The organism is Alloalcanivorax mobilis (assembly GCF_002864685.1).
GTDB classification, from domain to species: domain Bacteria; phylum Pseudomonadota; class Gammaproteobacteria; order Pseudomonadales; family Alcanivoracaceae; genus Alloalcanivorax; species Alloalcanivorax mobilis.
Window position 1 is genome coordinate 1 of sequence record NZ_NMQZ01000051.1, and the last position, 22,563, is coordinate 22,563.

Annotated in this window: 21 protein-coding genes; 12 read left to right on the top strand and 9 right to left on the bottom strand. The window is 62.6% G+C overall.

Translation table 11 applies throughout. The annotated features are described in order from the left end of the window. Positions 1-137: 137 nt before the first annotated feature. The 3 genes from CGS25_RS17375 to CGS25_RS17390 form a co-directional block, all read right to left on the bottom strand. Entirely contained in the window at positions 138-587 is a 450-nt protein-coding gene (locus CGS25_RS17375) for a phasin family protein (RefSeq protein ID WP_101676249.1), read from the bottom strand. A 338-nt stretch (positions 588-925) separates the two neighbouring features. Next, entirely contained in the window at positions 926-1,204 is a 279-nt protein-coding gene (locus tag CGS25_RS17385; protein WP_089032297.1) for a hypothetical protein, read from the bottom strand. Beyond that, positions 1,204-2,424 carry a DUF445 domain-containing protein gene (locus CGS25_RS17390; RefSeq protein WP_089032296.1) on the bottom strand — a complete coding sequence of 407 codons (1,221 nt, stop codon included), beginning with the start codon at positions 2,422-2,424 and terminating at the stop codon, positions 1,204-1,206. Before CGS25_RS17390 ends, CGS25_RS17385 begins: the two co-directional genes overlap by 1 nt. A gap of 459 nt (positions 2,425-2,883) precedes the next feature. On the opposite strand from CGS25_RS17390, the gene CGS25_RS17395 reads away from it, so the two are divergent. After that, positions 2,884-3,600, top strand: coding sequence for an SCP2 sterol-binding domain-containing protein (locus CGS25_RS17395; RefSeq protein ID WP_232802475.1), 717 nt, complete (start codon positions 2,884-2,886; stop codon positions 3,598-3,600). A gap of 61 nt (positions 3,601-3,661) precedes the next feature. Here CGS25_RS17395 and CGS25_RS17400 read toward each other — a convergent pair whose 3' ends face one another. Beyond that, the gene (locus CGS25_RS17400) at positions 3,662-4,798 is read right to left on the bottom strand and encodes a porin (RefSeq protein WP_089032294.1); all 1,137 of its coding nucleotides are present in this window, start codon (positions 4,796-4,798) and stop codon (positions 3,662-3,664) included. A 153-nt stretch (positions 4,799-4,951) separates the two neighbouring features. Beyond that, positions 4,952-6,493, bottom strand: a complete 1,542-nt coding sequence (locus tag CGS25_RS17405) for an AMP-binding protein (protein WP_089032293.1) — start codon at positions 6,491-6,493, stop codon at positions 4,952-4,954. 344 nt (positions 6,494-6,837) lie between these two features. On the opposite strand from CGS25_RS17405, the gene CGS25_RS17410 reads away from it, so the two are divergent. The 8 genes from CGS25_RS17410 to CGS25_RS17445 all read left to right on the top strand — a co-directional run bounded on the left by CGS25_RS17410 (position 6,838) and on the right by CGS25_RS17445 (position 13,878). Continuing rightward, positions 6,838-7,947, top strand: coding sequence for a C4-dicarboxylate TRAP transporter substrate-binding protein (locus tag CGS25_RS17410; RefSeq protein WP_101676252.1), 1,110 nt, complete (start codon positions 6,838-6,840; stop codon positions 7,945-7,947). Between the two features lie 39 nt (positions 7,948-7,986). Further along, the gene (locus tag CGS25_RS17415; RefSeq protein ID WP_089032291.1) at positions 7,987-8,523 is read left to right on the top strand and encodes a TRAP transporter small permease; all 537 of its coding nucleotides are present in this window, start codon (positions 7,987-7,989) and stop codon (positions 8,521-8,523) included. Positions 8,524-8,551: 28 nt separating this feature from the next. Continuing rightward, a complete protein-coding gene (locus CGS25_RS17420; RefSeq protein ID WP_089032290.1) occupies positions 8,552-9,862 on the top strand; it encodes a TRAP transporter large permease in 1,311 nt (436 codons plus the stop codon). A gap of 65 nt (positions 9,863-9,927) precedes the next feature. Then, positions 9,928-10,740 (top strand): SDR family NAD(P)-dependent oxidoreductase, encoded by an 813-nt coding sequence (locus CGS25_RS17425; protein WP_101676253.1) that lies wholly within the window; start codon positions 9,928-9,930, stop codon positions 10,738-10,740. 38 nt (positions 10,741-10,778) lie between these two features. Beyond that, positions 10,779-11,186, top strand: a complete 408-nt coding sequence (locus tag CGS25_RS17430; protein WP_157933871.1) for an OB-fold domain-containing protein — start codon at positions 10,779-10,781, stop codon at positions 11,184-11,186. Then, positions 11,183-12,343: a thiolase family protein gene (locus CGS25_RS17435; protein ID WP_198588841.1), complete on the top strand. Its 1,161-nt coding sequence runs from the start codon at positions 11,183-11,185 to the stop codon at positions 12,341-12,343. The genes CGS25_RS17430 and CGS25_RS17435 overlap by 4 nt, the downstream gene beginning before the upstream one ends. Positions 12,344-12,347: 4 nt before the next feature. Further along, a complete protein-coding gene (locus CGS25_RS17440; RefSeq protein ID WP_089032287.1) occupies positions 12,348-13,145 on the top strand; it encodes an enoyl-CoA hydratase/isomerase family protein in 798 nt (265 codons plus the stop codon). Between the two features lie 97 nt (positions 13,146-13,242). Continuing rightward, the gene (locus CGS25_RS17445; protein ID WP_101676255.1) at positions 13,243-13,878 is read left to right on the top strand and encodes a TetR/AcrR family transcriptional regulator; all 636 of its coding nucleotides are present in this window, start codon (positions 13,243-13,245) and stop codon (positions 13,876-13,878) included. On the opposite strand, the gene CGS25_RS17450 is transcribed toward CGS25_RS17445, so the two are convergent. After that, complete coding sequence (locus CGS25_RS17450; RefSeq protein ID WP_232802476.1) at positions 13,875-14,186, bottom strand: hypothetical protein; 312 nt, start codon at positions 14,184-14,186, stop codon at positions 13,875-13,877. The genes CGS25_RS17445 and CGS25_RS17450 overlap by 4 nt on opposite strands. Positions 14,187-14,541: 355 nt before the next feature. On the opposite strand from CGS25_RS17450, the gene CGS25_RS17455 reads away from it, so the two are divergent. Further along, positions 14,542-15,270 (top strand): diguanylate cyclase domain-containing protein, encoded by a 729-nt coding sequence (locus CGS25_RS17455; protein ID WP_089032284.1) that lies wholly within the window; start codon positions 14,542-14,544, stop codon positions 15,268-15,270. Positions 15,271-15,383: 113 nt separating this feature from the next. Here CGS25_RS17455 and cmoB read toward each other — a convergent pair whose 3' ends face one another. Together cmoB and cmoA are read right to left on the bottom strand one after the other, a co-directional pair. Then, a complete protein-coding gene (gene cmoB / locus CGS25_RS17460) occupies positions 15,384-16,358 on the bottom strand; it encodes a tRNA 5-methoxyuridine(34)/uridine 5-oxyacetic acid(34) synthase CmoB (RefSeq protein WP_101676257.1) in 975 nt (324 codons plus the stop codon). Beyond that, the gene (cmoA, locus tag CGS25_RS17465) at positions 16,358-17,086 is read right to left on the bottom strand and encodes a carboxy-S-adenosyl-L-methionine synthase CmoA (protein ID WP_101676258.1); all 729 of its coding nucleotides are present in this window, start codon (positions 17,084-17,086) and stop codon (positions 16,358-16,360) included. Before cmoA ends, cmoB begins: the two co-directional genes overlap by 1 nt. Before the next feature lie 280 nt (positions 17,087-17,366). Here cmoA and CGS25_RS17470 point away from each other — a divergent pair, with 280 nt between their 5' ends. After that, complete coding sequence (locus CGS25_RS17470) at positions 17,367-18,638, top strand: NADH:flavin oxidoreductase/NADH oxidase family protein (RefSeq protein WP_101676259.1); 1,272 nt, start codon at positions 17,367-17,369, stop codon at positions 18,636-18,638. 155 nt (positions 18,639-18,793) lie between these two features. Here the strand turns inward: CGS25_RS17470 and CGS25_RS17475 are convergent, their stop codons facing one another. Beyond that, a complete protein-coding gene (locus CGS25_RS17475) occupies positions 18,794-21,328 on the bottom strand; it encodes a hybrid sensor histidine kinase/response regulator (RefSeq protein WP_198588842.1) in 2,535 nt (844 codons plus the stop codon). A 249-nt stretch (positions 21,329-21,577) separates the two neighbouring features. On the opposite strand from CGS25_RS17475, the gene CGS25_RS17480 reads away from it, so the two are divergent. After that, positions 21,578-22,195: a hypothetical protein gene (locus CGS25_RS17480; protein ID WP_101676261.1), complete on the top strand. Its 618-nt coding sequence runs from the start codon at positions 21,578-21,580 to the stop codon at positions 22,193-22,195. Positions 22,196-22,563: the final 368 nt, after the last annotated feature.

Consider the following 22,563-nt stretch of genomic DNA (forward strand, 5'->3'; position numbering starts at 1 on the left):
GGCGCCGGCGTGCCTCGAAACGGGGTGCCTGGCCGTGGCCATTCGGGGGCAAAGAGGGCGGCGCCGCCAGGGCAAGAGGCCGGCCCGGCGCCGGCGGCGGGCGTGCTTCACGGCGGAGCGCGCTGGGGGCTGGGGGGTCAGGCGCGCGGCTCGCCGTCGTCGGGGCCGGCGGCCGGCGGGTCGGATTCTTCGTCCCGTTCCATGTGGTCCAGAGCGTCGGTGAGTTCCTGGACACGCAAACGCAGGGATTCCACCTCCCGCTTATTGGGAATGCCCAGCCGTGACAGCGCCTTGGTAAGGCGGTCGTCAAAGGCCTTTTCCATGCGCTCCATGGTTTCGCCGGTGTGGTGGCGCACCCGCTCTTTGATGTCCTCGACGCGGGGGGTCTTCTCCTTGGCGCGCCGTTCCACCTCGCGGCCCACGTCCACCAGGGCGTCGAAGAAACCACTGCCCTCTTCCTCCGCCCGGGCGAAGGCGCCCAGGCCGGCGAGCCAGATCTGGTGGGTGTACTTGCGGAAATCCCGGGAAGCGCCGGTGAGCGCCTTCAACGGGTGGCCGCGTTCGTCTTTTGGATGCTCGTCCGACATGGTCCTTACTCTCCCGGCGACATTGTCCAGATGATGGCAGCGGGACAACACAAACGATGGTGATCAGCGCCGGGCAGTATAGGCCAGGATGGCGCACGGTTCATGGGGAATTGTCGAACAACGCCCGTGAGACGGGCGAGGACGCTGGACGCTGGACGCCGGACGCCGGACGCCGGACGCCAGACGCTTAACCCTGACTCTGGAAGGTGCGGTGTGTTTGCTGCCAGGCGCAGCAGAAAACACGCCAGCCATCTCAGCACCGGGTTTAGCGTCCGGCGTCCGGCGTCCGGCGTCCGGCGTCCGGCGTCCGGCGTCTGGCGTCTGGCGTCCAGCGCCCTTCAGCGCGGGTCGTCGTCCTCGCGGCGCCGGCCACCCACCAGACGCGCCAGATCCCGGGCACGTTCGCGAATCACATCGCGGGACTTACCGGTGAGCATCGCCACGAAACGCTGGGTGAGCTGGTCGGCGCCTTCGTCGAGGCGGCGGTCGATGTGCCGCTCAAGCCGCGGGCCATAGCGGAATTTCACCGCCAGCGCGATCACCACCACGGTGACCAGCGACGACAACAACGCGCAACCGACCATCAGCAGAATAAGGTGGAACGGGGAAAGGACCATCAGCTGAGCCCGAACATAAAGATCAGTTGGGCGGTGCCGGCCATGGCACCGAGAAAGCCGCCCACCAGGATCAGGATCCATTCGTCCTCTTGGAAGGCGGGGCGCAGCAGATCCTGAAAATCCTCGGAACTGAGCGCCTGCATGCGCTCGCGCATCAATCGCTCGATGATTGAGCTGCGCTCGCGGTTGAAACGGTCGTCGTCGAACGGTTCCACCGCCAGATCAACGGCTTTGTCTTCCACCGCCTTCTTCAAGTCGGCATACCCGCCCGGGCCCACGGTAAGCTGGGCGGCGGTGCGGATAAAGCCGCCGTTGAGCAACGGCTTAAGTTGCCGCTTGATCAGCGCCTTGGTGCGATCACCACGCGGACCGTTGACCACCTGATACATGATATTGCGCAGTGTCACCAGCTCTTCGGTGGTGAGCCGGGCGAATGACTCCGCCACGTCTTTCTGGCGGCGCAGAAACAATCCCTGAATCCGGAACGGCCCCACCCGCACCGGATTCAACGGCCGGAAAATCACATTCAGCGCCAGCCAGTTGGTGGCGATGCCGACGATAAACCCGAACAGCGGCAACACCCAGTTGCCGGGCACCAGAATAAACACCGGAATCTGGATCAACCCGAACAGAAAGCCGAAGTAGAAGCCCGAGTTGGTGACAAACCGGAACTCCGGCTCGCCCACGTCCTTGAACATCTGCACCATCAGCGCCTTATCACCGCGCATGCGCTCGACGATCATGTGCTTCATGTCCACCAGGTTCTCCAGGTTGCGGCTGATGTCGTCCACCAGACTGTCCATCACCGCGGGAATCGCCCGCCGGGCGCGGGCGTAGACCCGCCGTCTTACCGCCAGGGGCAGGTTCTCCCAGAGCACCGCGTTGCGCTCGGTCATGACCTCATCGACGTACTCTTCGATGCGCGCCTGAATGCTTTTGGTCAGGTGCGCGGCGATCTTCTCCGGCTCCATCTCGCGAAAGAACTCATCCAGGCTGCCCAGCTTCTGCAGCGTTTTGTCCACCACGATGGCGGCCATCTTTTCCACTTTCGAGGGAATGATGCCCTGCCAGCCGAACACTGGCCGTATGCCAACGAACTCGAGGGGATAGAAGGTCATCTGCACCGCCGCCCAGTTGGTCACCCAACCGACCATGCCGGCGATAAACGGGATACTGACGATCTTCCAGAAATCCGGATAAGACAGAAGCGAATCCAGCATGTGGACAATGACTCCCCTTGGGGCCGGTTGGGGCGTGTTCCTGCCCTTGGTTACCTTGGTGGTCGCGGCGACAGGCGGCGAGCGAATCAGGAACGCGACAAATGCCCGTGTCACCATGGCCGGGGCTGTCACGCCGGCGTTGGTGATCAACCGCGCCGGCCCTTGCGATGATCGCATCGAAGCCACAGGCCCTGGAGAAGCGCACTCTAATACCTCAGCGCCACCGCGAACAGTTCCCGCAAACGCCGTCCCGAGTCAAATGAGCCAATGTTATGTAATTATGAAGGTGGCTAGTATAGCGCCCGGCATAACCACAATAATGTATTTTTTGGCAACGCGGTCCCATTTCCACCATACTTACCGGTATGCCCAAGGCGTTGATCAACAAGGACCTTTTCCGATTATGACCCTGCCCGCGCCCCGCCCATGACGCCCCCCTCGGCCCTTTCCGGACTGCTCATGCACGGCGCCCTGGAGACCCTGCTCAACCAGGTGCTCACCGGCCACCCGCGCGGCCGCGAACAGCTGGCCGCGTTGCACGGCACGGTGGTCCGCCTGCGCGGCGAAAGCCCGCTGTGGGCGCTCTATGTGCTGATCTATGAAGACGGCCTGGAGCTGCTCGGCGACTACGAGGGCCCGGTGGATGTGCGCGTGCGCGGTTCGCTCGGCGCCATGCTGCACTGGCTGTTGGTGCCCAACAGCGCCGACGACGACCAGCAACTGCGCATCACCGGCCCCGCCGACACCCTGCAGCGGCTGCAACGGATGGTCAGCGAATTCAGCCTCTGGCCGCTGGTGCGCAACTGGCTCGATGATCACGTGCGGCTACGCGAACTGATGACCCTGCTGCGCCGCGAAGACCCGGCCTGGCTGGAACGGCTCGCCGACCTGCCCGACCGGGTCGGCGCCATCGCCGCCGAGGTGGCCCGCCAGCAACTGCTTCAAGAGGACATCCTTGAAGAGCTGCGCGGCCTGCGCCAGGAACTGCGCCGGGCCCGCCGCCTCGACCTGGGATTTACCCTGGGCGGGGTGCTGCTGGTGATGCTGGCGTTGTTGCGCGCGCTGGGGCAATGGCAGCACACCTGGCATTCCCTCGCCAGTGACACCCTGTCGCTGGCCATGATCGGCCTCGGCCTGCTGCTGATTCTGGCCCGCTTGCTGTACCGGCCGCGCTAGCGTCGGCCGGTCACCACTGCTTGTTATTTGAACGCTCTCGGATAGTTGTTTAGCCGGCCGTTCAGAACTTCAATTGCGCGCCCAGCGATACCGACCAGGGGTCCCGACCGGCAAGCGTCGCCAGTTTGTCACCATGGGAATAGTCGACGCCTTTATAGGCAGCGTTATCGCCGTTGCGCGTGATGGTGTACATGGCGTGCAGCAATACCTGATCGCTGAGTGCGTGGAATACGCCGAGGCTGTACTGGTCGGAGTCATCATCGCCAACCGCGGTCTGTTGCGCATGATTCCATTGCCCGGCGACTGTCCATCGGGGGACAACATCGTAGGTGGCTTGCAATCCATAGGCTTCACGGTTCAAAGCCTGGTAGCCATCGGGGTCGATGTCTTCATAAATCGCCCCCAGGCCAAAAGCGCCGAAGTCGTACTTACCGAACAGGCGGTAGGCATCGAGCGCACCGGTACCAAAGGCATCGGAATAATGAATATAGGCCGAACTCAACTGCAGCCGGTCCGGTTTCCAGTCCACCCAGGCGCTGTAACTGGCGCGATCATTGTCATCCACGCTCTTCACTGAACCGGCCTGATCGGCGGCGTACTGCAATGCCACCGACACGGTGCCCAACCTGAACTTCCAGTTAAGACTGTTTGACCCCATCAGATCCAGGCGGCCGCCGGAACCGGTCGCGGGCGCGCCAAGGATGGCGTGAGAATCCGCCACGGTGGTATTGAAATAGCCCAGGTAAGAAACTCCCATGTTCTTGAACGGCGTGTTGACCCGCCCGACCAAAAAAGTGCCGACCGGAGAGCGCAAACCAAGAAAACTGTCCCGGGTCGTCAATACATCCCCCGCGTCGGTATCGTCCACATCCACCTGCTGTTCGTACTGCCATAGAAAGGTGTAGCCGTCGCGGTAACCAACTTCGCCACGAAAGCCGAGGGTGCTGGTGTTGCTGGAGACGCTGACATCGCCATCCGAAAGCAGCGGATCGGCGTCTGCTTCGCGGTCGGAAACATCGGAGTCGGAATACTCCGTGGACAGCCTCACGGTGCCATACAGTTCGACTTTTTTGTTAATCGCCTGCTCCGGATGAATCACCTGCTCAAGCACCTGGATCGCCGCCGCCGATGCGCATAGCGGCGCGAGAGACGATAACGTCAGCAGACAGGCCAGTGAGCGCTTTGCTATTTTTATCATTGTCGCTCTCCTCTTTTTTCATTTTTTTGCTGGCCATCACGGCCATGGAATAGAACCCATGCCGGCCTCTCATGCCGGCCTTACGAAGCCGCTCGGGCACGGCAACGCCTTACCGCGCACGCACACGGCGCCGCGGCTCAACGCAACCGGCAATCAGGCATTGGAATCGGGGCTTGCCCGGTACGCTTCGCGAAGTTTGTTTTTGAACACCTTCCCCATCGCCTCGCGAGGCAGGTCGGCATGAAAGCGGATGTGCCTGGGCACCTTGTAGCGAGCAATGCGCGTGGACAAATAGGCTCTGATGGCGTCCGTATCCAATCGCCAATCCGGCATCGCGACCACCGCCGCCGCTACCGCTTCACCGTATTGGGGGTCGGCGATACCAAACACCGCGCAATCGTGCACGCCGGGGCACTGCTGTAATACCGCTTCGATCTCGGCCGGATAAATATTAACGCCACCTGAAATGATCATGTCGCGCTTGCGGTCGGTGATATAGAGGTAACCCTGGTCGTCGAGATACCCCACATCGCCGTTGGTGATGTGGCCTTCACGGGTCACCGCTTGCGTCGCGTCGGGGGCATTCAGATAGGAAAAACCACCCGCATTGCCATTGTGAATAAACAGCTCGCCCTGTTGTCCGGGCGGCAGCCAGTCGCCATCGTCGCCCATCACCCGCACCGAAACGCCGGCCACCGGGCGCCCGACGGTGCCCGGTCTCTGCAGCCATTCCTCGGAGGTGCAACGAGTGACCAAACCGACTTCGGTGGAGCCATAGGTTTCCGTGACAATCGGGCCGAACCAGTCAATGATGCGGCGCTTGGTTTCCGGCGGGCACGGCCCTGCGCCGTGAACCACCTGCTCAAGGGAAGACAGGTCATAGCGCTGCTTTACTGCGTCCGGCAGCGCCAGCAATCGGACCAGCATGGTGGGCACCACGCTGAGATTGGTGATGCGCTCACGTTCGATGATCCGCAGCATCTCCTCGCCATCGAAACGCGGCATGATGTTCAGGTACGAGGCCAGCGCTACCGCCGTTCTCGCCGTGGCGTTGGGCCCCGCGTGGTACAACGGGCTGGCCATCAACGCACGCATTCCTTCGCTGGAACCCTGAATATGCGCCCGTGATCGGCGTGATCGCTCGGCGGTGGCCGCGTCCAACGGTTCACGTTTCACGCCCTTGGGCCGCCCGGTGGTGCCGGAGGTATAGATCACGCTGCCCGGCGACGCGCTCACCGGCCTGGGCCATGGCTCATGGTCGCCGACCATGCTTTGCCAGGTACGCTGCCCTTCCACTGGGAGCCCCTGCTCCAGCGGGAGACCATAGGCTTCAAGCAAGGTCTGGTGCGGCGGAACAACGATGATTCTGATCGATTCAGGGATCGCCTCGCGCACCGGTGGCAGCAGGTCGGCATGAATCACCATGACCTTGGCGGCACTGTCGCTGAGAATGTAGGCGATCTCTTCCTTCTGGAAATGCCAGTTCACCGCCACGCTGCATGCGCCGAGTTGGTCGCAGGCGAAAATGGCCTCCAGAAAAACCAGGTCATTGCGCATCATCACCGCCACCGTATCGCCCCACCCCACGCCCAAGGCGTCCAGTGCCGATGCCGCGCGGGCCGCGTTATCCAGGATCACCTCCCTCGTGGCCCTCTGGCCGCCGCTTTGAACCGTGCACTGAGTCACCTTGTTCATCCACCCTCCTTTTATTGGTATGACCGGGCGCTTCGCAGCGCTTAGAGCCAGATCGAAATTATTTTTCAACTCTAAAGTCAAATTCCAGCCTTGTCACCTCTCTCCGGAAATTTCTTGCCAGAAAAAATATTAATTTCATATTTTTCAGTAACTTATATACATTTTTCTGTACGTAAACCTGTTGTTCTCATCATTGCCATCCTTCAGACCGAACAACTCCTTGCCCAAAAAAGCAGTTGTCAGGAATATTATTTAACTTTAGAGTCAAAACACATACTGAAAAGTTCAAAGCTCTCGATTGACCATCAGATCCCCGATTAGAACGACATTAACGAGGAGGACTTATGACACGCCTACCCGCTCTGCTGGCCCTGTTGACCGCCTGTACCCTTGCCAGCCTGCCTGCTCACACCTTCGCCACCACTCTTTCCTACGGCAGCCCGCTACCGTCCACGCATGTGCTGAATAAGAACGCCATCCAACCTTTCCTGAAACGGTTGGAAGAAAAGAGCGACGGCGACCTGAGCTGGCGCTTCTACCCCGGTGGCACAACCGCGAAGTTGCCCGCGGTGATGGGCTCGATCCGCAGCGGGATCGTGGATTCAGGCTACATGATCGATTCTCTGACCCTCGCCGAGCAGTCGTACAACGTGATGGTGAGCCGCATGGGCACCTTCGGCAAAGATCCGATGGTGATGGCCGGGGTGGCCAACGAACTGCTGCTTCTGGAATGTCCCCAATGCACCCAACAATTGACCGACCAGGACATCGTGCCGCTGGCCTATGTCACCACCACGCCCTTTCTGCTGATCTGCCGTGACCGCTATAACAACGTGGAAGAACTGAAAGGTAAGCGGTTCCGGTCACCGGGTTCCTATGGAGAGATTGCCTCCATGCTGGGAGCCGTCCCCGTGAACGTGCCGCCTACCGACACCTTTGAAGCGCTGCAACGCGGCCAGGCCGATTGCACCTTCGGCCCGGAAGGTCACCTGACCAATTACAGCCTCTACGAGGTCACCCACTACGTTATTGATTATTCATTCGGCATGTACATCAGCGGCAGCCTGTTCAACATGAACAAGAGGACCTGGACGTCGCTGACCGATGACGAGCGCGGGTTGATTCTGGATCAACTGCCCCACCTGGTGACAAGCGGCGTGCGCGCCTATCAGCAGGAAGCGGATGAAGCCCGGGCGATCGCCAAGGAAAGCGGCGTGACTTATATGGCCGCGCCGCCCGGCGTCGAGGCCGTCACTGAGCGTTATCGTGCCAATCTGATCGATTCAATCGACAAAGACGCGCGCGCTCGTGGCATCGACGACATTCGCCCCATCCTCGAGAAATTTCAGCCACTGGTCAGCAAATGGAAAGCGCTGGTGGAGCAAATAGACCATGACCCGCACAAGTTTGAAGAGCTGCTGGCAAGGGAAATTTACGACCACTACCGCCGCTAACCAACGCGCCGGGCCAGGCGGCCCGGTCAAGGAGTCCTCATGGCTGCTCTCTATCGCCTGGCGAGCTGGGCATCACGTCTGCTGTTTGTTCTCGCCAGCATCGCGGTTGTTGCAATGATGCTGCACGTCACCGCCGATATCGCTGGGCGTCTGCTGTTCAATCACCCCCTCACCGGCACCCTGGAAATCGTCGCCAGCTATTACATGGTCGCCTGCGCCTATCTGCCCTTGAGTTACGTCCAGCTACAGCGCAATCACATGGTGATCGAGCTGTTCACTCAGAATCTGGGCGCGCGAGCACGGCTTGGGCTCGATCTGTTCGCCGGCGCACTTGGCACACTGTTTCTGGGGCTGATGGCCTGGCAAACCGGCCTGGTGGCCCTGGAAAAGACCGCCATTGGCGAAGCCGTACAGGCCACCTTTTTCGAAATCCCGGTTTGGCCATCACGCTGGATGATCGTGGTCGCCGCCGGGGTCACCACCGCTGTATTGATGCTTCAACTGCTGACCGACGGCCGGCGGCTTATTTCCCCTGCCAGCGATGAACAGTCCATTTCCCCCCATGGCCTGCTTTAACACGACGATAAAATAACAGGAGCTCTCCATGTCACCGGAAATCATTGGCCTTGCCGGCATAGCCCTGCTGCTTGTGCTGCTCGCGGTAAGGGTGCCCATCGCCTATGCGCTGGCGGCGGTTTCTCTGATCGGTATCGCCATGCTGCGCGACATTCATGTCGCTCTCAGCCAGTTGGGGACCGTGCCCTACGAGTTCGCCGCCAATTGGAGTTTGTCAGCGATTCCAATGTTCGTGTTGATGGGCGCCATCGCCCACCACTCCGGCATGACCGCCGGGCTGTTCAATGCCGCACGGCTCTGGCTGGGCCGCCTGCCAGGCGGGCTTGCCGTCTCGACCAGCGTCGCCAGCGCGGGTTTCGCCGCGGCGTCGGGCTCCAGCGTCGCCATGGCCGCGGCGATGGGACGCATCGCCGTGCCCGAGATGCTCAAGTACGGCTATCAGCCCGGGCTCTCCGCCGCCGTCGTGGCCGCCGCCGGCACCATCGGTTCGCTGATTCCGCCCAGCATCATTCTGATCATCTATGGCTGGTATACGCACACCCCGATTGGCTTGCTGTTCGTGGCCGGTATTTTGCCCGGGTTGCTTACCGCCTTCGCCTACGTGGGCTGCATTGTGCTGCGCTGCTATTTGAATCCGGCTTTGGCGCCGCCCATTGATGAGCGCCCCGGCTGGGATCTTAAACTCGCCGCGCTTCGCCAGATCTGGCCGATGCCGGTGCTGGCTCTGGTGGTGATCGGCGGCATCTACAGCGGTGCGACCAGCGCCACCGAGGCCGGCGCGTTCGGTGCGTTCGCCGCCGTCGTCATCGCGTTGCTGCAACGGCGCCTGGGTTGGACGGAAATACGCGGCGCGCTGGCCGATACCCTGCAGAGTGTTGGCACCGTGCTGCTGATCGCCGTGGGGGCGGTCCTGCTCACCCGCTTTATGGCGATGTCCGGCCTGCCCGCCATGCTCGCCTCGCTGGCCATCGACATGGATCTGAGCGTTACCGGCATCATCGTTCTAATGGCGGTGCTGTACATCGTGCTGGGCATGTTTCTGGACCCGCTGGGCATCATCCTGATCACGCTTCCAGTGCTCTTACCGCTGTTTTCTTCGTTCAACATGGATCTGATCTGGATGGGCATCCTGGTGGTCAAGCTGATCGAAATCGGTCTGGTGACGCCACCGGTTGGTCTCAATGCCTTCGTGGTCAAAAGCGTGGTCGGTGATCGTATCCCCATGGTCACCATCTTTCGCGGCCTGTTGTGGTTCGTCGCCATCGACGTCGTTCTGTTTATCGTGCTGGCGTTATTTCCGGCAATCAGCCTGTGGCTACCCACGCTCGTCAGCCGGTAGCCCGGTGTCATTCGTGCGTACCGCCACGCGGGCGGTCGTACATGCCTTACCTAAAGGAGTCGTTCATGGAACTTCAGCTTAAGCATCAAGTGGTCCTGGTCACCGGTGGCGGCCAGGGCGTGGGGCGCGGATTGTGCCTGGATTTCGCCGCCGAAGGCGCGCGCGTGGTGGTCAACGATCTGTTCGCCGAACGCTGCCAGGCAGTCGCCGAACAGATCAACGACGCCGGCGGCGAGGCACTGGCCGTGGCCGCCGACATCACCGACACCGATGCGGTCAATGCCATGATCGAGCGGATCGAGGCGCATTTTGGGCCGGTGGATATCCTCGTCAACAACGCCGGCGTGATCGCCGAGCGCCGTGAGAAAGGCGGTATCCCTCCCCTGTTTCAGGACACCAGCCCGGATGACTGGCGCAAGATTATCGACCTCAACGTCTACGGCATGCTCAATTGTTGCCACCGTGTGATCCCCGGGATGCGCGCCAAAAAAAGCGGAAAAATCATCAGCATCATGTCCGAGGCGGGGCGCCTCGGCGAAGCCAGGCTGGCCGTCTACGGCGGCGCCAAAGCCGCGATTCTGGGCTTTTCCAAATCGATCGCACGGGAGCTGGCCCGCGACTGCATCAACGTGAACGTGGTGGCCCTGGGGGCCGTCAGCCATGAAGGCATCAAAGCCGGCGCCCTGTCTCCCGGCGCGACCCCGGCGAACGATGAACGGCTCGCCAAAATGCTCAAGGCTTATCCGATCTCGCGGGGCTTGCAGCGACTCGCCACGCCCCAGGATGTTTCCGGCATGGTGATGCTTCTGGCCTCGCCTCGTGGCGCCTTTATCACCGGTCAAAGCGTCGGCGTCAGTGGCGGCTTTGCCATGCTGTAACGCGCGCGATTCTTTCCTACCGCCAACGAGGACCCCTTGTGCAACTGAAAAACCCCACCTTATACGGCTTGTCCGAGGATCAGCGCACGCTGCGTTTCGCGGTCGCCGTCTGTCCGACCTGTGATCAGTTGAACTTCCCCGCCGATCTGTATGGCTGCCTGAACTGTGGCGCCTCCGGTGACCTGCTGCAGCGCCGCTGGTTGGCCGGCGACGGCGTACTGCGCAATTTCGTTACCGTCCATAAGGCGCTGCGTCCCAACCAGGGCGCGCCCGCGGTGGTGGCTGAAATTGAACTGACCGGCGGCCTGATGGTTGACGCCATCGTCGATGCCATCGAAACACCGCTGCGCACCGGCATGCGCATGCAAGCCGTCCCCGTCCAGGAAAAGCATGGCGACACCACACTCCTGGCGTGCCATTTCATCGTTCAGGAGACGCACCCGTGAGCGAATCGAGACCCCATGGCCAACGCCCGGTCTATGTGATCGGCATTGGCATGCATCGCTACCAGTTTCCATCGTCCACCCCGTATCCAACGCTCGGCCTGACCGCGGTGCGCGAGGCATTGACCGACTCCGGCCTGGCCTGGCCGGCGGTGCAAGCAGCGTATCTCGGCAGCACCGGCATCGGTATGGCCGCGGGCCGGGTGATGCTGCGCTATCTGGGCTCAACCGGATTGTCGGTGACTCAGGTGGAAAACGCGTCCGCGTCCGGATCGTCCGCGTTTCGTCTTGCTTGCCTGGATGTCGCCAGTGGTGAGTCCGACGTGGCCCTGGCGATCGGCGTCGACAAATTCGGCGACGGCCAGCGGGCCGCCAATAAGACCGGGCTCGACAGCCTCTGCGAACTGAGCAACCTGCCGCCAGTGAAGTTTGCTCTGATGACACAGTGGTACTGTGACCATTACGGCGTGTCCAGCGACGACCTGGCCAGAGTGGCACTCAAAAACCACAACAATGCGGCGCGTAATCCGTACGCACAGTTCCAGAAACGCCGAACCCTGGACGACATTCTTGGGGCGCCGCCGATCGCCGGCGCCCTCACCGCGTTGCAATGCTGCCCCCGTGGCGAGGGCGCCGCGGCAGCCATCGTGGTCAGCGAAGGCGCGATGCGGCGCCTGGGCCTGGACCGTAAACGCGCGGTGCGCGTGGCCAGCTCCACCTCCTGCAGCGAAACCCACGGCGGCGAAAACGATCCGGCACTGGCGCGCATGGTTCGTGCCTCCGCCGAGCAGGCCTACCAACAAGCCGGGATCGGCCCGGACCAGCTTGACCTGGTCGAATTGCACGATGCCTTTCCGGTCGAGGAAATCGTCTACGGCGAAGCTCTCGGCCTGGCGCCGGCCGGCGAAGGTCTTCGCCTGCTCCTCGATGGCGACTCCGCCATCGGCGGCCGCTGCGCGATCAATGCTTCCGGAGGCTTACTGGGCATGGGCCATCCTCTGGGCCCCACCGGCATCGGTCAGGTGGCGGAGATCGTGCGCCAGTTACGCGGCGAGGCGAGCGGGCGGCAACAACCCGATGCGCGTATCGGCCTGGCCCACATGATCGGGCTCGGCTCCGTCGCCGTTGCCCACGTGCTGATCAAAGACACCTTGAGGTAATGTGATGAAAAAGGAATTTGAAACCCTGGTCTATTCGGTCGAAGACGGCGTTGCTTTGATCCGGCTTAACCGTCCCGACCGGATGAACGCCATCGGCGGCTCGATGAAGGATGATCTGGAAAGTGCCTTCTTCGACCTTGCCCGTAATGACTCCAGCGTTCGATGCGTGGTGATCACCGGCAGCGGTGACCGGGCATTTTGCGCCGGCGCGGACATCAAGGAGCGGGCCGGGGGTGTGACCAAGGGCACCCGCTTCTACATCCGCCAACAGGCCACCCACGATCTGTTCCGACGCATTGAGGAGTTCGAACACCCGGTGATCGCCGCGTTGAACGGCGTGGCCGCCGGCGGTGGGCTTGAGATAGCCCTGGTGTGCGACATCCGCCTGGCCGCCTCCAACGCCCGCCTTGGCCTGCCGGAGGTGAAACTTGGCGTGCTGCCCGCGGCCGGAGGCACGCAAAGATTGCCGCGCTTGATCGGCGAAGGAAAAGCCAAGGAGTTGATGTTCACCGGCGAGCTGATCACTGCCCAGGAAGCGCTGACGATTGGTCTGGTGAATCGCGTGGTGGAGCCGGCGGAACTGATGACGTCGGCCATGAACATGGCGCGCCACATCGCGGCTCAGCCACCGCTGGCGGTACGGTTCATCAAAAGAGCCGTTAATACCGGCACCCAGGTGGGTCTGGATTCGGGCATGCAATTCGAGCGTTTCGCCGCCGCCATGATCATCGACAGCGAGGATCGTCAGGAAGGAATGCGCGCTTTCGTGGAAAAGCGAGCGCCGCGATTCAAAGGCGAATAACCACTCAAGATCCCGTCGTCGTGGCGGTGAAACCTCAGGGTAAACAGGGTAAACTTGAAGTCGAATCTAACCACCGCGACGCTCGGGAGATGGACTCATGGCGGATTGGAAAGGGGCCGTACCCACCAAGCAGGAGCAGCGCGAATACAAGCAACGCGCGATGCTGCGAACAGCAGCCCGGATTTTCAACCGCAAGGGTTTCCACAATACCTCGTTGGAAGAAATCGCCAAAGAGCTGGGCGTCACCAAGGCGGCTCTCTATTACTACGTTCGCAGTAAGGATGAGTTGCTCTATGAATGCCTTAAGCTGACGTACGACTGCGGACGCCGTGCCCGCTATCTCGCCGAAGAACAAGGCGGCAGCGCGCTCGAGCGTTTTCGCACCCTCTATCGCCAGTTCATGATCAATCTGATGAGCGAACACGGTGCTTACACCACCGCCAGCGACCTTCAAGCTTTGCCCGAGGACCAGCAACAGGAATTCATCTCAGCGCGCCGCCTGTTCGACCACTACAGCCGTAATCTGCTCGAAGAAGCCGTTAAGGAAGGGGCCCTGCGCCAAGTGGACATCCGCATTGCTTCCAATTTCTTTATCGGTGCCATCAACTGGATTCTTCGCTGGCACAGCGACCACGAAGACCACTCCCCGGAAGAAATCGCCGATCTGTACCTGGATTTGTTTCTGAACGGGCTGCTGCCGTCTTCCTCCAGATCGGGCCCAAGCGCGACTTAGCGGTCTTTCTTACCGAAAAAACGCCCCAGCCGGTCACCCACGATTTCGCCGCTGCTGCGCGCCAGGCTGCGGCTGGTCTGCTCCAGCATCTCGCGGGTTGGCAACGCCCGCACGCCGTCCACCAACCCGCGCTTGACCGCTTCCTCGACGCTGTCGGCGATCACCCGGGCGGCGCGCTGGCTCTGCTCGTCCAGTTCTTGCTGAAGTGCCCGCTTCAAACGCGGCTGAAAATAAAAATGCGCCCAGGCCGCCACCACCAACAAGGTGAGCAGAGCGCTGAGCACGGCGGTGATCAGTATTTCCATCATCGGTATGTCCTGAAAAAAACGGGTCCACGGTTGTGGTCAGCGGCCGCGAAAACAGGGCAAAACGCTTTACGTAACAAACGCCTGCATTCGTGTAAGCATTGGTAGCAAGTCGACGTATTGCTCAGCAAAAGGATTACTATCCTGTTTAGAAACCGCTGAACACCATCCCTGATGGTTTCTGGCTTTTCGGACGATGCCTGATCAAGGCGCGTCTTTGAAGGCATAGCGGGCTACGTCGAGAAAGCGCGGCAGCACGCGGAACCATCAGGGAGTGATTCAGGGGTTCCTGAGTGTGCCCCGGACGGCCCGTATTAACGCAAGGAGCGAAATCATAACTCTCGAACGGGATAACTGAATGACTTCCGGGACTGACTCGCCCCGCACCCAGAGCCATAGTCTCACCCCCGTTGCCCGGCTGCTGTCATTGTGCCGGCGTCACGATCTTTCTCTTGCGTTGCTCGCCGTTCAGATCAAGAACCTCTCCGCCCTGGGCCGGGAACTGGGCAGCGAACGGTTGCGCAAACTGCAGCAACAGCTGGCCCAGGCTCTGCACCAGCACACCCGCATGGAAGACGCGGTGGTGAGCTGGCAGAGAGGCTACCTGCTGCTGTGCCTGCCCGGCACGCGCGCCGACGGAGCGGCCGCCCTGGCGCGACGGTTGACCGATTGGTTCGCCACGACCCGCTTTTCCCTGGACAGCCGCGCGCTGACGTTGCAAACCGCCATGGCGGTGCACGTCGCCGACCACCAGGGCGGCGAATATGAGGGTCAGGTGCGGGAATTATTGATGGAAACGCTCTGCCTGCTGGCCACCAGCGACGACGAAACCAGCGAGCCGGTGCTCTCACGCCGCGCGTTGCGGCAGGGCAGCGATGGCGACAGCGACCCGCAAACCAGCGCCGGCGGTGATCGTCGCCGACCACCAGCCGGTACCGGCAGCCAGCGCCTTCAAGCGCTGATCAACGAACTGGGCGACGACGGCGCCATTCTGATCCGCGCGCTGTCCCCCGCCTTGCAGCGCCTCGACGAGTCCACCCGCCTGACCCTGGTGGATCATCTTCTGGAGGCATCGCTGAGGCCCTAGCGCCTTATAAGTCGGGTGGGCGGCGCCGCGCCGTCCGGCTGCGCCGGTTCGCGGTCGGGGACCGCTCCCACAGAGGCTTCGTTGCCTGACAGGTGGCAACCCTGAAAGGCCGCTTATTTTTCCGCTTTGTTGGCGATCATCACCGCCCGGCGTGGGGCCGGGTAGCCTTCGCGGGTGCGGGTGAGATCGTTCGGATCAAGGAAATCCGGCAGGGATTGGAAGCGCATCCAGTCGGTGGCGCGTTGCTCGTCGGTGCCGGTCACCGATTCATCCACGCAGCGCACGTTGTCGAAACCACAACGACTCAGCCAGATCGCCAGGTGCGCGGTGCTGGGCAGAAAAAAGACGTTGCGCATTGCCGCGTAACGCTCGCCGGGCATCAGCACGGTGTGGGCGTCGCCTTCCACCACCAGCGTCTCCAGCACCAGCTCGCCACCGGGGCGCAGCGCGTCGCGCAGTTCCAACAGGTGATCCAGCGGCGAGCGGCGGTGGTACAACACGCCCATGGAAAACACCGTATCAAACGCTGCGGTGCCGGCGGGCAGCTCCTCCATGCGGACCGGCGCGAACCAGAACGGCGTGTGCGGGGTGTAGCGTTTTACCGCCAGAAACTGCATCAGAAACAACAGCGTGGGATCAATGCCAAGCACAAAGGCGGCGCCCGCGCCGGCCATTCGCCAGCCGTGGTAGCCACTGCCGCAGCCCACATCGAGCACGCGCCGGCCGCGCAGGTCGGCCAAGTGCGGCGCCACCCGGTGCCATTTCCAATCCGAGTGCCATTCGGTATCGATGTGCTGGCCGAAGAACTCGAACGGCCCCTTGCGCCAGGGAATCAAGCCCTCAAGGGCGGCGCGCAGCGCACCCTGATCCACCCCACCGGCGCCCTCGCCCACCACCAGGGTGTCCCGATCCAACGCGCAGGGCGCCGGGCCGGCGGGCAACGCCTGCACCGCGGCCTGCCAGCGGGGCAGATCGCCGTGGGGCTTATCGATCAGTCGCTCCCGGCTGAGTCTCGATACCGGCTTGGCGGCCTCCGCCAGCACTGGCGCCAGGGCCTGGTCCAGATCGCGCAAATACCGTTGCAGCATCAGCGCACCGCCACCAGCGAGACAAAATTGAAACACCGGAACCACAGCTGAACATCGCGATAGCCGGCGTCGCGCAGGCGCCGCTCATGCTCCGCCAGTGTCTCGGGGATCAACACATCCTCAATGGCGTTACGCTTCTGGCTGATCTCCAGATCGGAGTAGCCATTGTTGCGTTTAAAGGCGTGGTGCCAGTCCCTTTGCAGGGCGTCCTGATCCGGATCTTCAAAGCGGATCTTTTCCGAGAGCACCAGAATGCCGCCCTCCACCGTGGCCTGCGCCAGCCGTTTGATCAGAGCGTCGCGCTGCGCCAGGGGAATAACCTGCAGGGTGAAGTTCAGCACCGCCACCGAGGTCGCCGCGAAATCCATCGCCGCCACGTCGCCCAGGCGCAGCGCTACGCGATCCGCCAGCCCTTGCTCACGCAGTAACTCACCGCAGCGTTCGATCATCGCCGGGGAATTGTCCACGCCCACCAGGGTGCCGCTGTCCGCTGGCGTCAGTGCCGCCATCGCCACCGTGGCGGCGCCCAAGGAACAACCCAGGTCATACAGGTGCGTGCCCGGTCGGGCGTAACGGGCCGCCAATACGCCAATCATATCGATGGTGGTCGTGTAGCCCGGCACCGACCGCTTGATCATGTCCGGAAACACGCCCACCACCCGTTCATCGAAAGAGAACCGGGCCACCCGATCCTGCTCGCGGGCATAAAGGTCGTCTTTTGCGGACATAACGGCGTCTCGATGAGCTCAGGGACGCGCATTGTAGCAAAGCCCGCCACGGGGGGCAGGTGGGACAGGCTGTAGGAAACACCGGCACCGTGCTCCGTAGCGGAGGGCGACAAGCTTCAAGCGGCAAGCTGCAAAAAGAAACTGCGTAGCCCTGCTTGTAGCTTGCGGCTTGAAGCTTGAAGCTTGAAGCGGCGCGCCTTCGGCGCGCTTAGCGCGCTTGGCCCGTTCTGACTGGCCATTGTCCTTGCCGGCCACTGCATTCACGGGGCGATGGGGCATCATGGAGCGCTTGACCTTCTACTCGGAATTGACCATGGCCGACACCACTCTGGATCAACCTCTGACCCTGCCCTGTGGCACCACGCTGAAGAACCGTCTTGGCAAGTCGGCGATGAGCGAAACCCTGGGCACCCCGGACAACCGGGTCACCGGCCGCCTGGCGAATCTGTATCGCGCCTGGGCCCAGGGCGGTGCCGGGTTGTCGATTACCGGCAATGTGATGATCGACAGCCGCGCCCTGGGCGAACCGTGCAACGTGGTGGTCGAGGATCGCCGTGACATGGCCCGCCTGAAAGCCTGGGCACGGGCCGGCTCGGAGAACGGCACGGCGCTGTGGATGCAGATCAACCACCCTGGCAAACAGGCGCCGGCGGCGCTCAATCGCGCCACCGTTGCGCCCTCGGCGGTGCCGTTTTCCGATCCCAATCTGAAACGCTTTTTTCATCTGCCCCGGGCGCTGAGCCAGGCCGAAATCACCGATCTGGTGCGCCGCTTTGGCGAAACCGCCGCCGTGGCCCGCGAGGCCGGGTTTGGCGGCGTGCAGATTCACGGCGCTCACGGCTATCTGATCAGCCAGTTTTTGTCGCCGCGCCACAACGTGCGCGAAGACCAGTACGGTGGTAATCCGCAAAACCGCATGCGCTTTGTGTTGGAAGTGTTCGATGAAATCCGCGCCCGGGTGGGCCGGGATTTTCCGGTGTCGATCAAGCTCAATTCGGCGGATTTCCAGAAAGGCGGCTTCAGCGAAGAAGAATCACTGGGCGTGGTGCAAGCGCTGGCGGAACGGGGCATGGACCTGATCGAGATCTCCGGCGGCACCTACGAGGCGCCGCGCATGGCCGGCCAGGGCGTGGCTGAATCCACCCGCCTGCGGGAAGCCTATTTTCTGGCCTACGCGGAGCAGGTGCGCCAGCGGGTATCCGTGCCGTTGATGGTCACCGGCGGCTTCCGCAGCCGCGAGGGCATGGACGCCGCGCTGGCCAGCGGCGCCACCGATCTGGTGGGCCTGGCCAGGCCTCTGGTGGTGGAACCGGACTTCGGCAACCGTCTGCTGGCCGGCGGCCCGGTGCACAGCGCGGTGGCGCCGATTCGCACCGGCATCCGCGCGGTGGACAACGCCGCCATGATGGAAGTCTCCTGGTACACCCTTCAATTGGCCCGCATCGCCCGCGGCAAAGCGCCCCACGCCGACGCCAGCGGCCTCGCCTCGCTGCTCAAAATCGCCGGCCTGATCGGCTGGCGCCGTTTGCGCATGGGGCGGTTGAGGGCTTGAAGATGGAGAAGTTGAAAGTTAAAAGTTGAAAGTTAAAAGCGCGCGCAAACGCCGTGCCGATGCTTATACTATCGCCGCGCCCGCGCGAAGGAGCGTAGCGACCCTCGCAGACTCTGCAAGGAGCGGATTTTTAACTTTTAACTTTTAACCTTTCCCTACCCCGTCAAATACTCATGCAATGCCGCTTGCAAGGCACTGAGAGTAAGCGGTTTCATCAGTTGGCCGTCCATGCCGGCATCGCGGATCTGGCCGGCGTATTCGGGCATGACGTGGGCGCTGAGGGCGAGAATCACCGCCGGGGGCCAGTTATTTTCCCGTTCCAGTTCACGCATGCGGCGGGCGCTGGCGAAACCGTCCATGACCGGCATGTCCAGGTCCATCAGCACCAGACGGTAGGCGCCCTGGCCTTCGGCGAAGGCGTCCAACGCCTGCTGGCCATCGTCGCTGAGCACCGGTGACGCCACCCCGAGCCGCTCCAGGTACCCCCGCGATACCATCTGGTTGACCGGGTTGTCTTCCGCCACCAATACACGCAGGCCGGTCTGGTGGTCGCCGATGTCACGCTGCGCCAACAGCGGCACCTGGCCGGGGCCGCCGTCGCTGAGCAATTGCTGCACTTCACTGACGGTGAGCACCGCCCGGCGCACCAGGGTGAGGTCGTCGCGCATGATCATTTCACCGCGCTCGCGCATGCCGCACAGCAGCACCGGCCGAGGGCTCAGCCCACGCTGACGGGCGCCGCCCAGGGCCTGGTCGAGCATCACGCCGTCGTCAACGCCGTTGACCAGAAGATGGGCGACGCCATGGCTCAGGCGTTCCTGTAAGGCGTCCACGTCGGTGACCACGGTGACCGCGTCAAAGCGCGGGTCGCCTTCCAGCAGGTCGCGCAGATTGCCGATGCGGTCCCAGACCAGGGCCGGTTCACAGGCCCGCCCGGGCATCGGTACCGCCGCCGCCAGCACCGGCAGCGACACGCTGAAACGAAAATCCGCGCCCTGCCCCGGCGCGCTGCGCAATTGAATTTCGCCGCCCATCAGACGCACCAGTTCCTGGCTGATCGACAGCCCCAGGCCAGTGCCACCGAAGCGTTGCGCCACCGCGGCGGACGCCTGGGAAAAATGCTGAAACAGGCGCCGCTGCTCCTCGCGGGTCATGCCGATGCCGCTGTCCTGAATGCGAAACTCCAGGGTAGCGCGTTGCTGATCCTGCTCCAGGCAGCAGGCGCTGACCCGGATCCAGCCATGGCGGGTGAATTTCACCGCGTTGGAAAGCAGGTTGGTCAGCACCTGTCGCAGCCGTGGGCCATCGCCCAGCACCTCGGCGGGCAGGCCCGGGTCCACGTCCACCAGCACCAGGTCACCGTTATCGCTGGCCGGCAGGCTGAACATGTGCGCGCAGTCGATCAGCATCGCCGAAGGGTCGAAGGCGCCCGGCTCCAATTCCAGTTTGCCGGCCTCGAGCTTGGCGTAATCGAGCACGTCGTTCACCAGCGTGTTGAGCGTGCGGCCGGCGTTTTCAATCAGGCCGATGTATTCCTGCTGCCGGGGGGACGGGTTGGTTTCACGCAACAGCTCCGCCAACCCCAGAACGCCATTGAGCGGGGTGCGGATTTCGTGGCTCATGCGCGCCAGAAACTGGCTTTTCGCACGCACTTCCGCATGGCCCTTGATGGCGCGGATGGTGAATTGGAAAAACAACAGGCTCAAACCCAGCACCACCAGGTAGAGCACGGAAATGCCCGCCATGATCCAACCGGTGTCCCAGACATTCTGGCGCCGGCCCCGGTCCACCAGGTTGATCGCCAGCCCCACGATGCCGTTGGCGAAGGCATACACCCCCTGCAGGCTGCTCTCGCCTTTCGCGAACGCCTGCTGCCAGGTCAGCTCTATTCGCGGCACGCCGATCACCGCCTGGTCCACCCAGCTCAGGTAACCATTGAGTTCGCCGCGCAGCGCTCGCCAGCGCTGGCGCAGGGCAAAACCACCGGTGCGCGACGCCAACGCCTGAATCTGGCCATCCACCAGGTCCAGGTTTTCCGCTAGGCGGGCCCGTGAAGCACGCAACTGCTGGTCGTTGGAGGAACCGATAAAGCCGCCGCGCAACACCGTGAACACGGTGATCGCGCGCATCAGCCCCACTTCCAACTCCAATTGGCGCAGGCCATTGAGCGGCAGCGACAATACCTCATTGGGCCGCGGGCTGACGTCGGTGGAGATGTCGCCCATATAAAGCACCGCCGCCAGGGTGTTGTAGAGCCGGCCGTTAAGCTTCTCCACGCTTTCGAACGGCCCCACCGCGTCCTCGTTATTGACGCCGTTATCGACGGCGAGCCGTTGCCAGTCACGATTCAAGGCGCCGGTCTGGTCCAACAGGCTGGGGATGCCGCTCGCCGACACCGCCTGGCGAAGATCGTCCAGCCGCGCGCCGGCGTCGGCGCGGGCCTGCTGGAAGCGTTCGCCCAGCTCACGGGGGTGCAGGCGCATCACCGCCGGCGCCAGGTCGCGGGCTCGTTGCAAAGGCGGCGCCACCGACAAGCCGGTGCGGAACACCTGGATGTCCGTCAGCATGCGTTGAAAATCAGACTGCGCCTCAAGACGGTTCTGGAACACCAATGCCGCCACCAACAAAAACGGCACCGTGACCAACCCCAGCAGTAAAGCGATGGCCGGATATTTTTTTCGTTCTGCCACCTTGGCCTCCCTGACCGGTCGCCGCCAGACCGGCCCGCGCTTCACGGCTCGCGCCGGCGCCGGACGACCCGGTACCCCAAACGCCATTGTGCCACCCGTGCCGGAGGCTGACGAACACTGAAACGGCACTTGCGACCGGGGTCTCCGTTAACAACTTCACCGATAACGCGTTACCCGGCATTGTGATAGTTTGATGGCCCGCCCCGCCCTCGACCCCACGCCCCAGCGGGCACCGGAAGGGAACTGTTAATGAACACCACCTCGCGATGGCTGGCGATGTCGCTATGGCTGCCGCTCGCCGCCTGCCAGAACGCGCCCCTGGGCACCATTCCCACCCTGCAAGGCAGCGACGGCAATGGCCTGCGCTACAGCCTGCCGCCCGACGCCGTGGACTTGCAGCGCTTCGCCGGCCCCGCGCAACTGGCCGGCTTGAAGGCCGCGGGCCAACTCAGCCGCCCCGGCGACCACGGCTGGCGGCAATGGCGGTACCGGGATGCGCAGGTGGCACTGAGAGTCACGGTCTATGGCCTGCCCGGCGGCTGGCAGGATCTTTCCCCCCAGCGCATCGTCAGCGGCCACTACGGGCAACTCCGCCAGGAGCGCGTCGACCGCGTCTACCACAGCGCCGACCAGTCGATCCGTTTTCAAGAAGAACGCCGCTTCGATCTGCAAGGCCAACAGAGCGTCAGCGCCCGCTTCATCATCAATGAAGCCGACCGCGACCCGCTCTACGAAACTCTGCTGCTGACCCTGCGAAACGGTCTCTTTATCCGCGTGGAAACCGCCTCCCGCCACCGCCACAGCCGTGCCCTGCACAACCTCGCCAAACGAGCGCTGGCGGAGTTCGAGAAAGCGAACAGGGATTAGCGCCAACACGCATACACGCAGCACGCTTACACGCTGAAACCGGTGCCACCGGCCACAGACTCGCCTCGCCTTTCAGGCTCGGTTCGCTGACAGGGATCGCTCCCACAGCGGTTGCGTAGTGGGGCCGAAACAGGTAACAGGTTGAAGGAACAGCCAGGCTAGCGCCGGGGTTGGATTCCTGTGTGGGAGATTCTATGGTGTTCTGCACGAGCAATGACCGTGAGAAGATACCTTTTACCGCTACTGACGCCCTGTTGGGCGTTTTACTTTCTTGCTTGTCCAAGAAAGTAACCAAAGAAGGACACCCCGTTGTGTCGCCCTTCGGGTACCCGAGTCGTGGAAAATTGATGGCCGGGTCGGCGACGAGA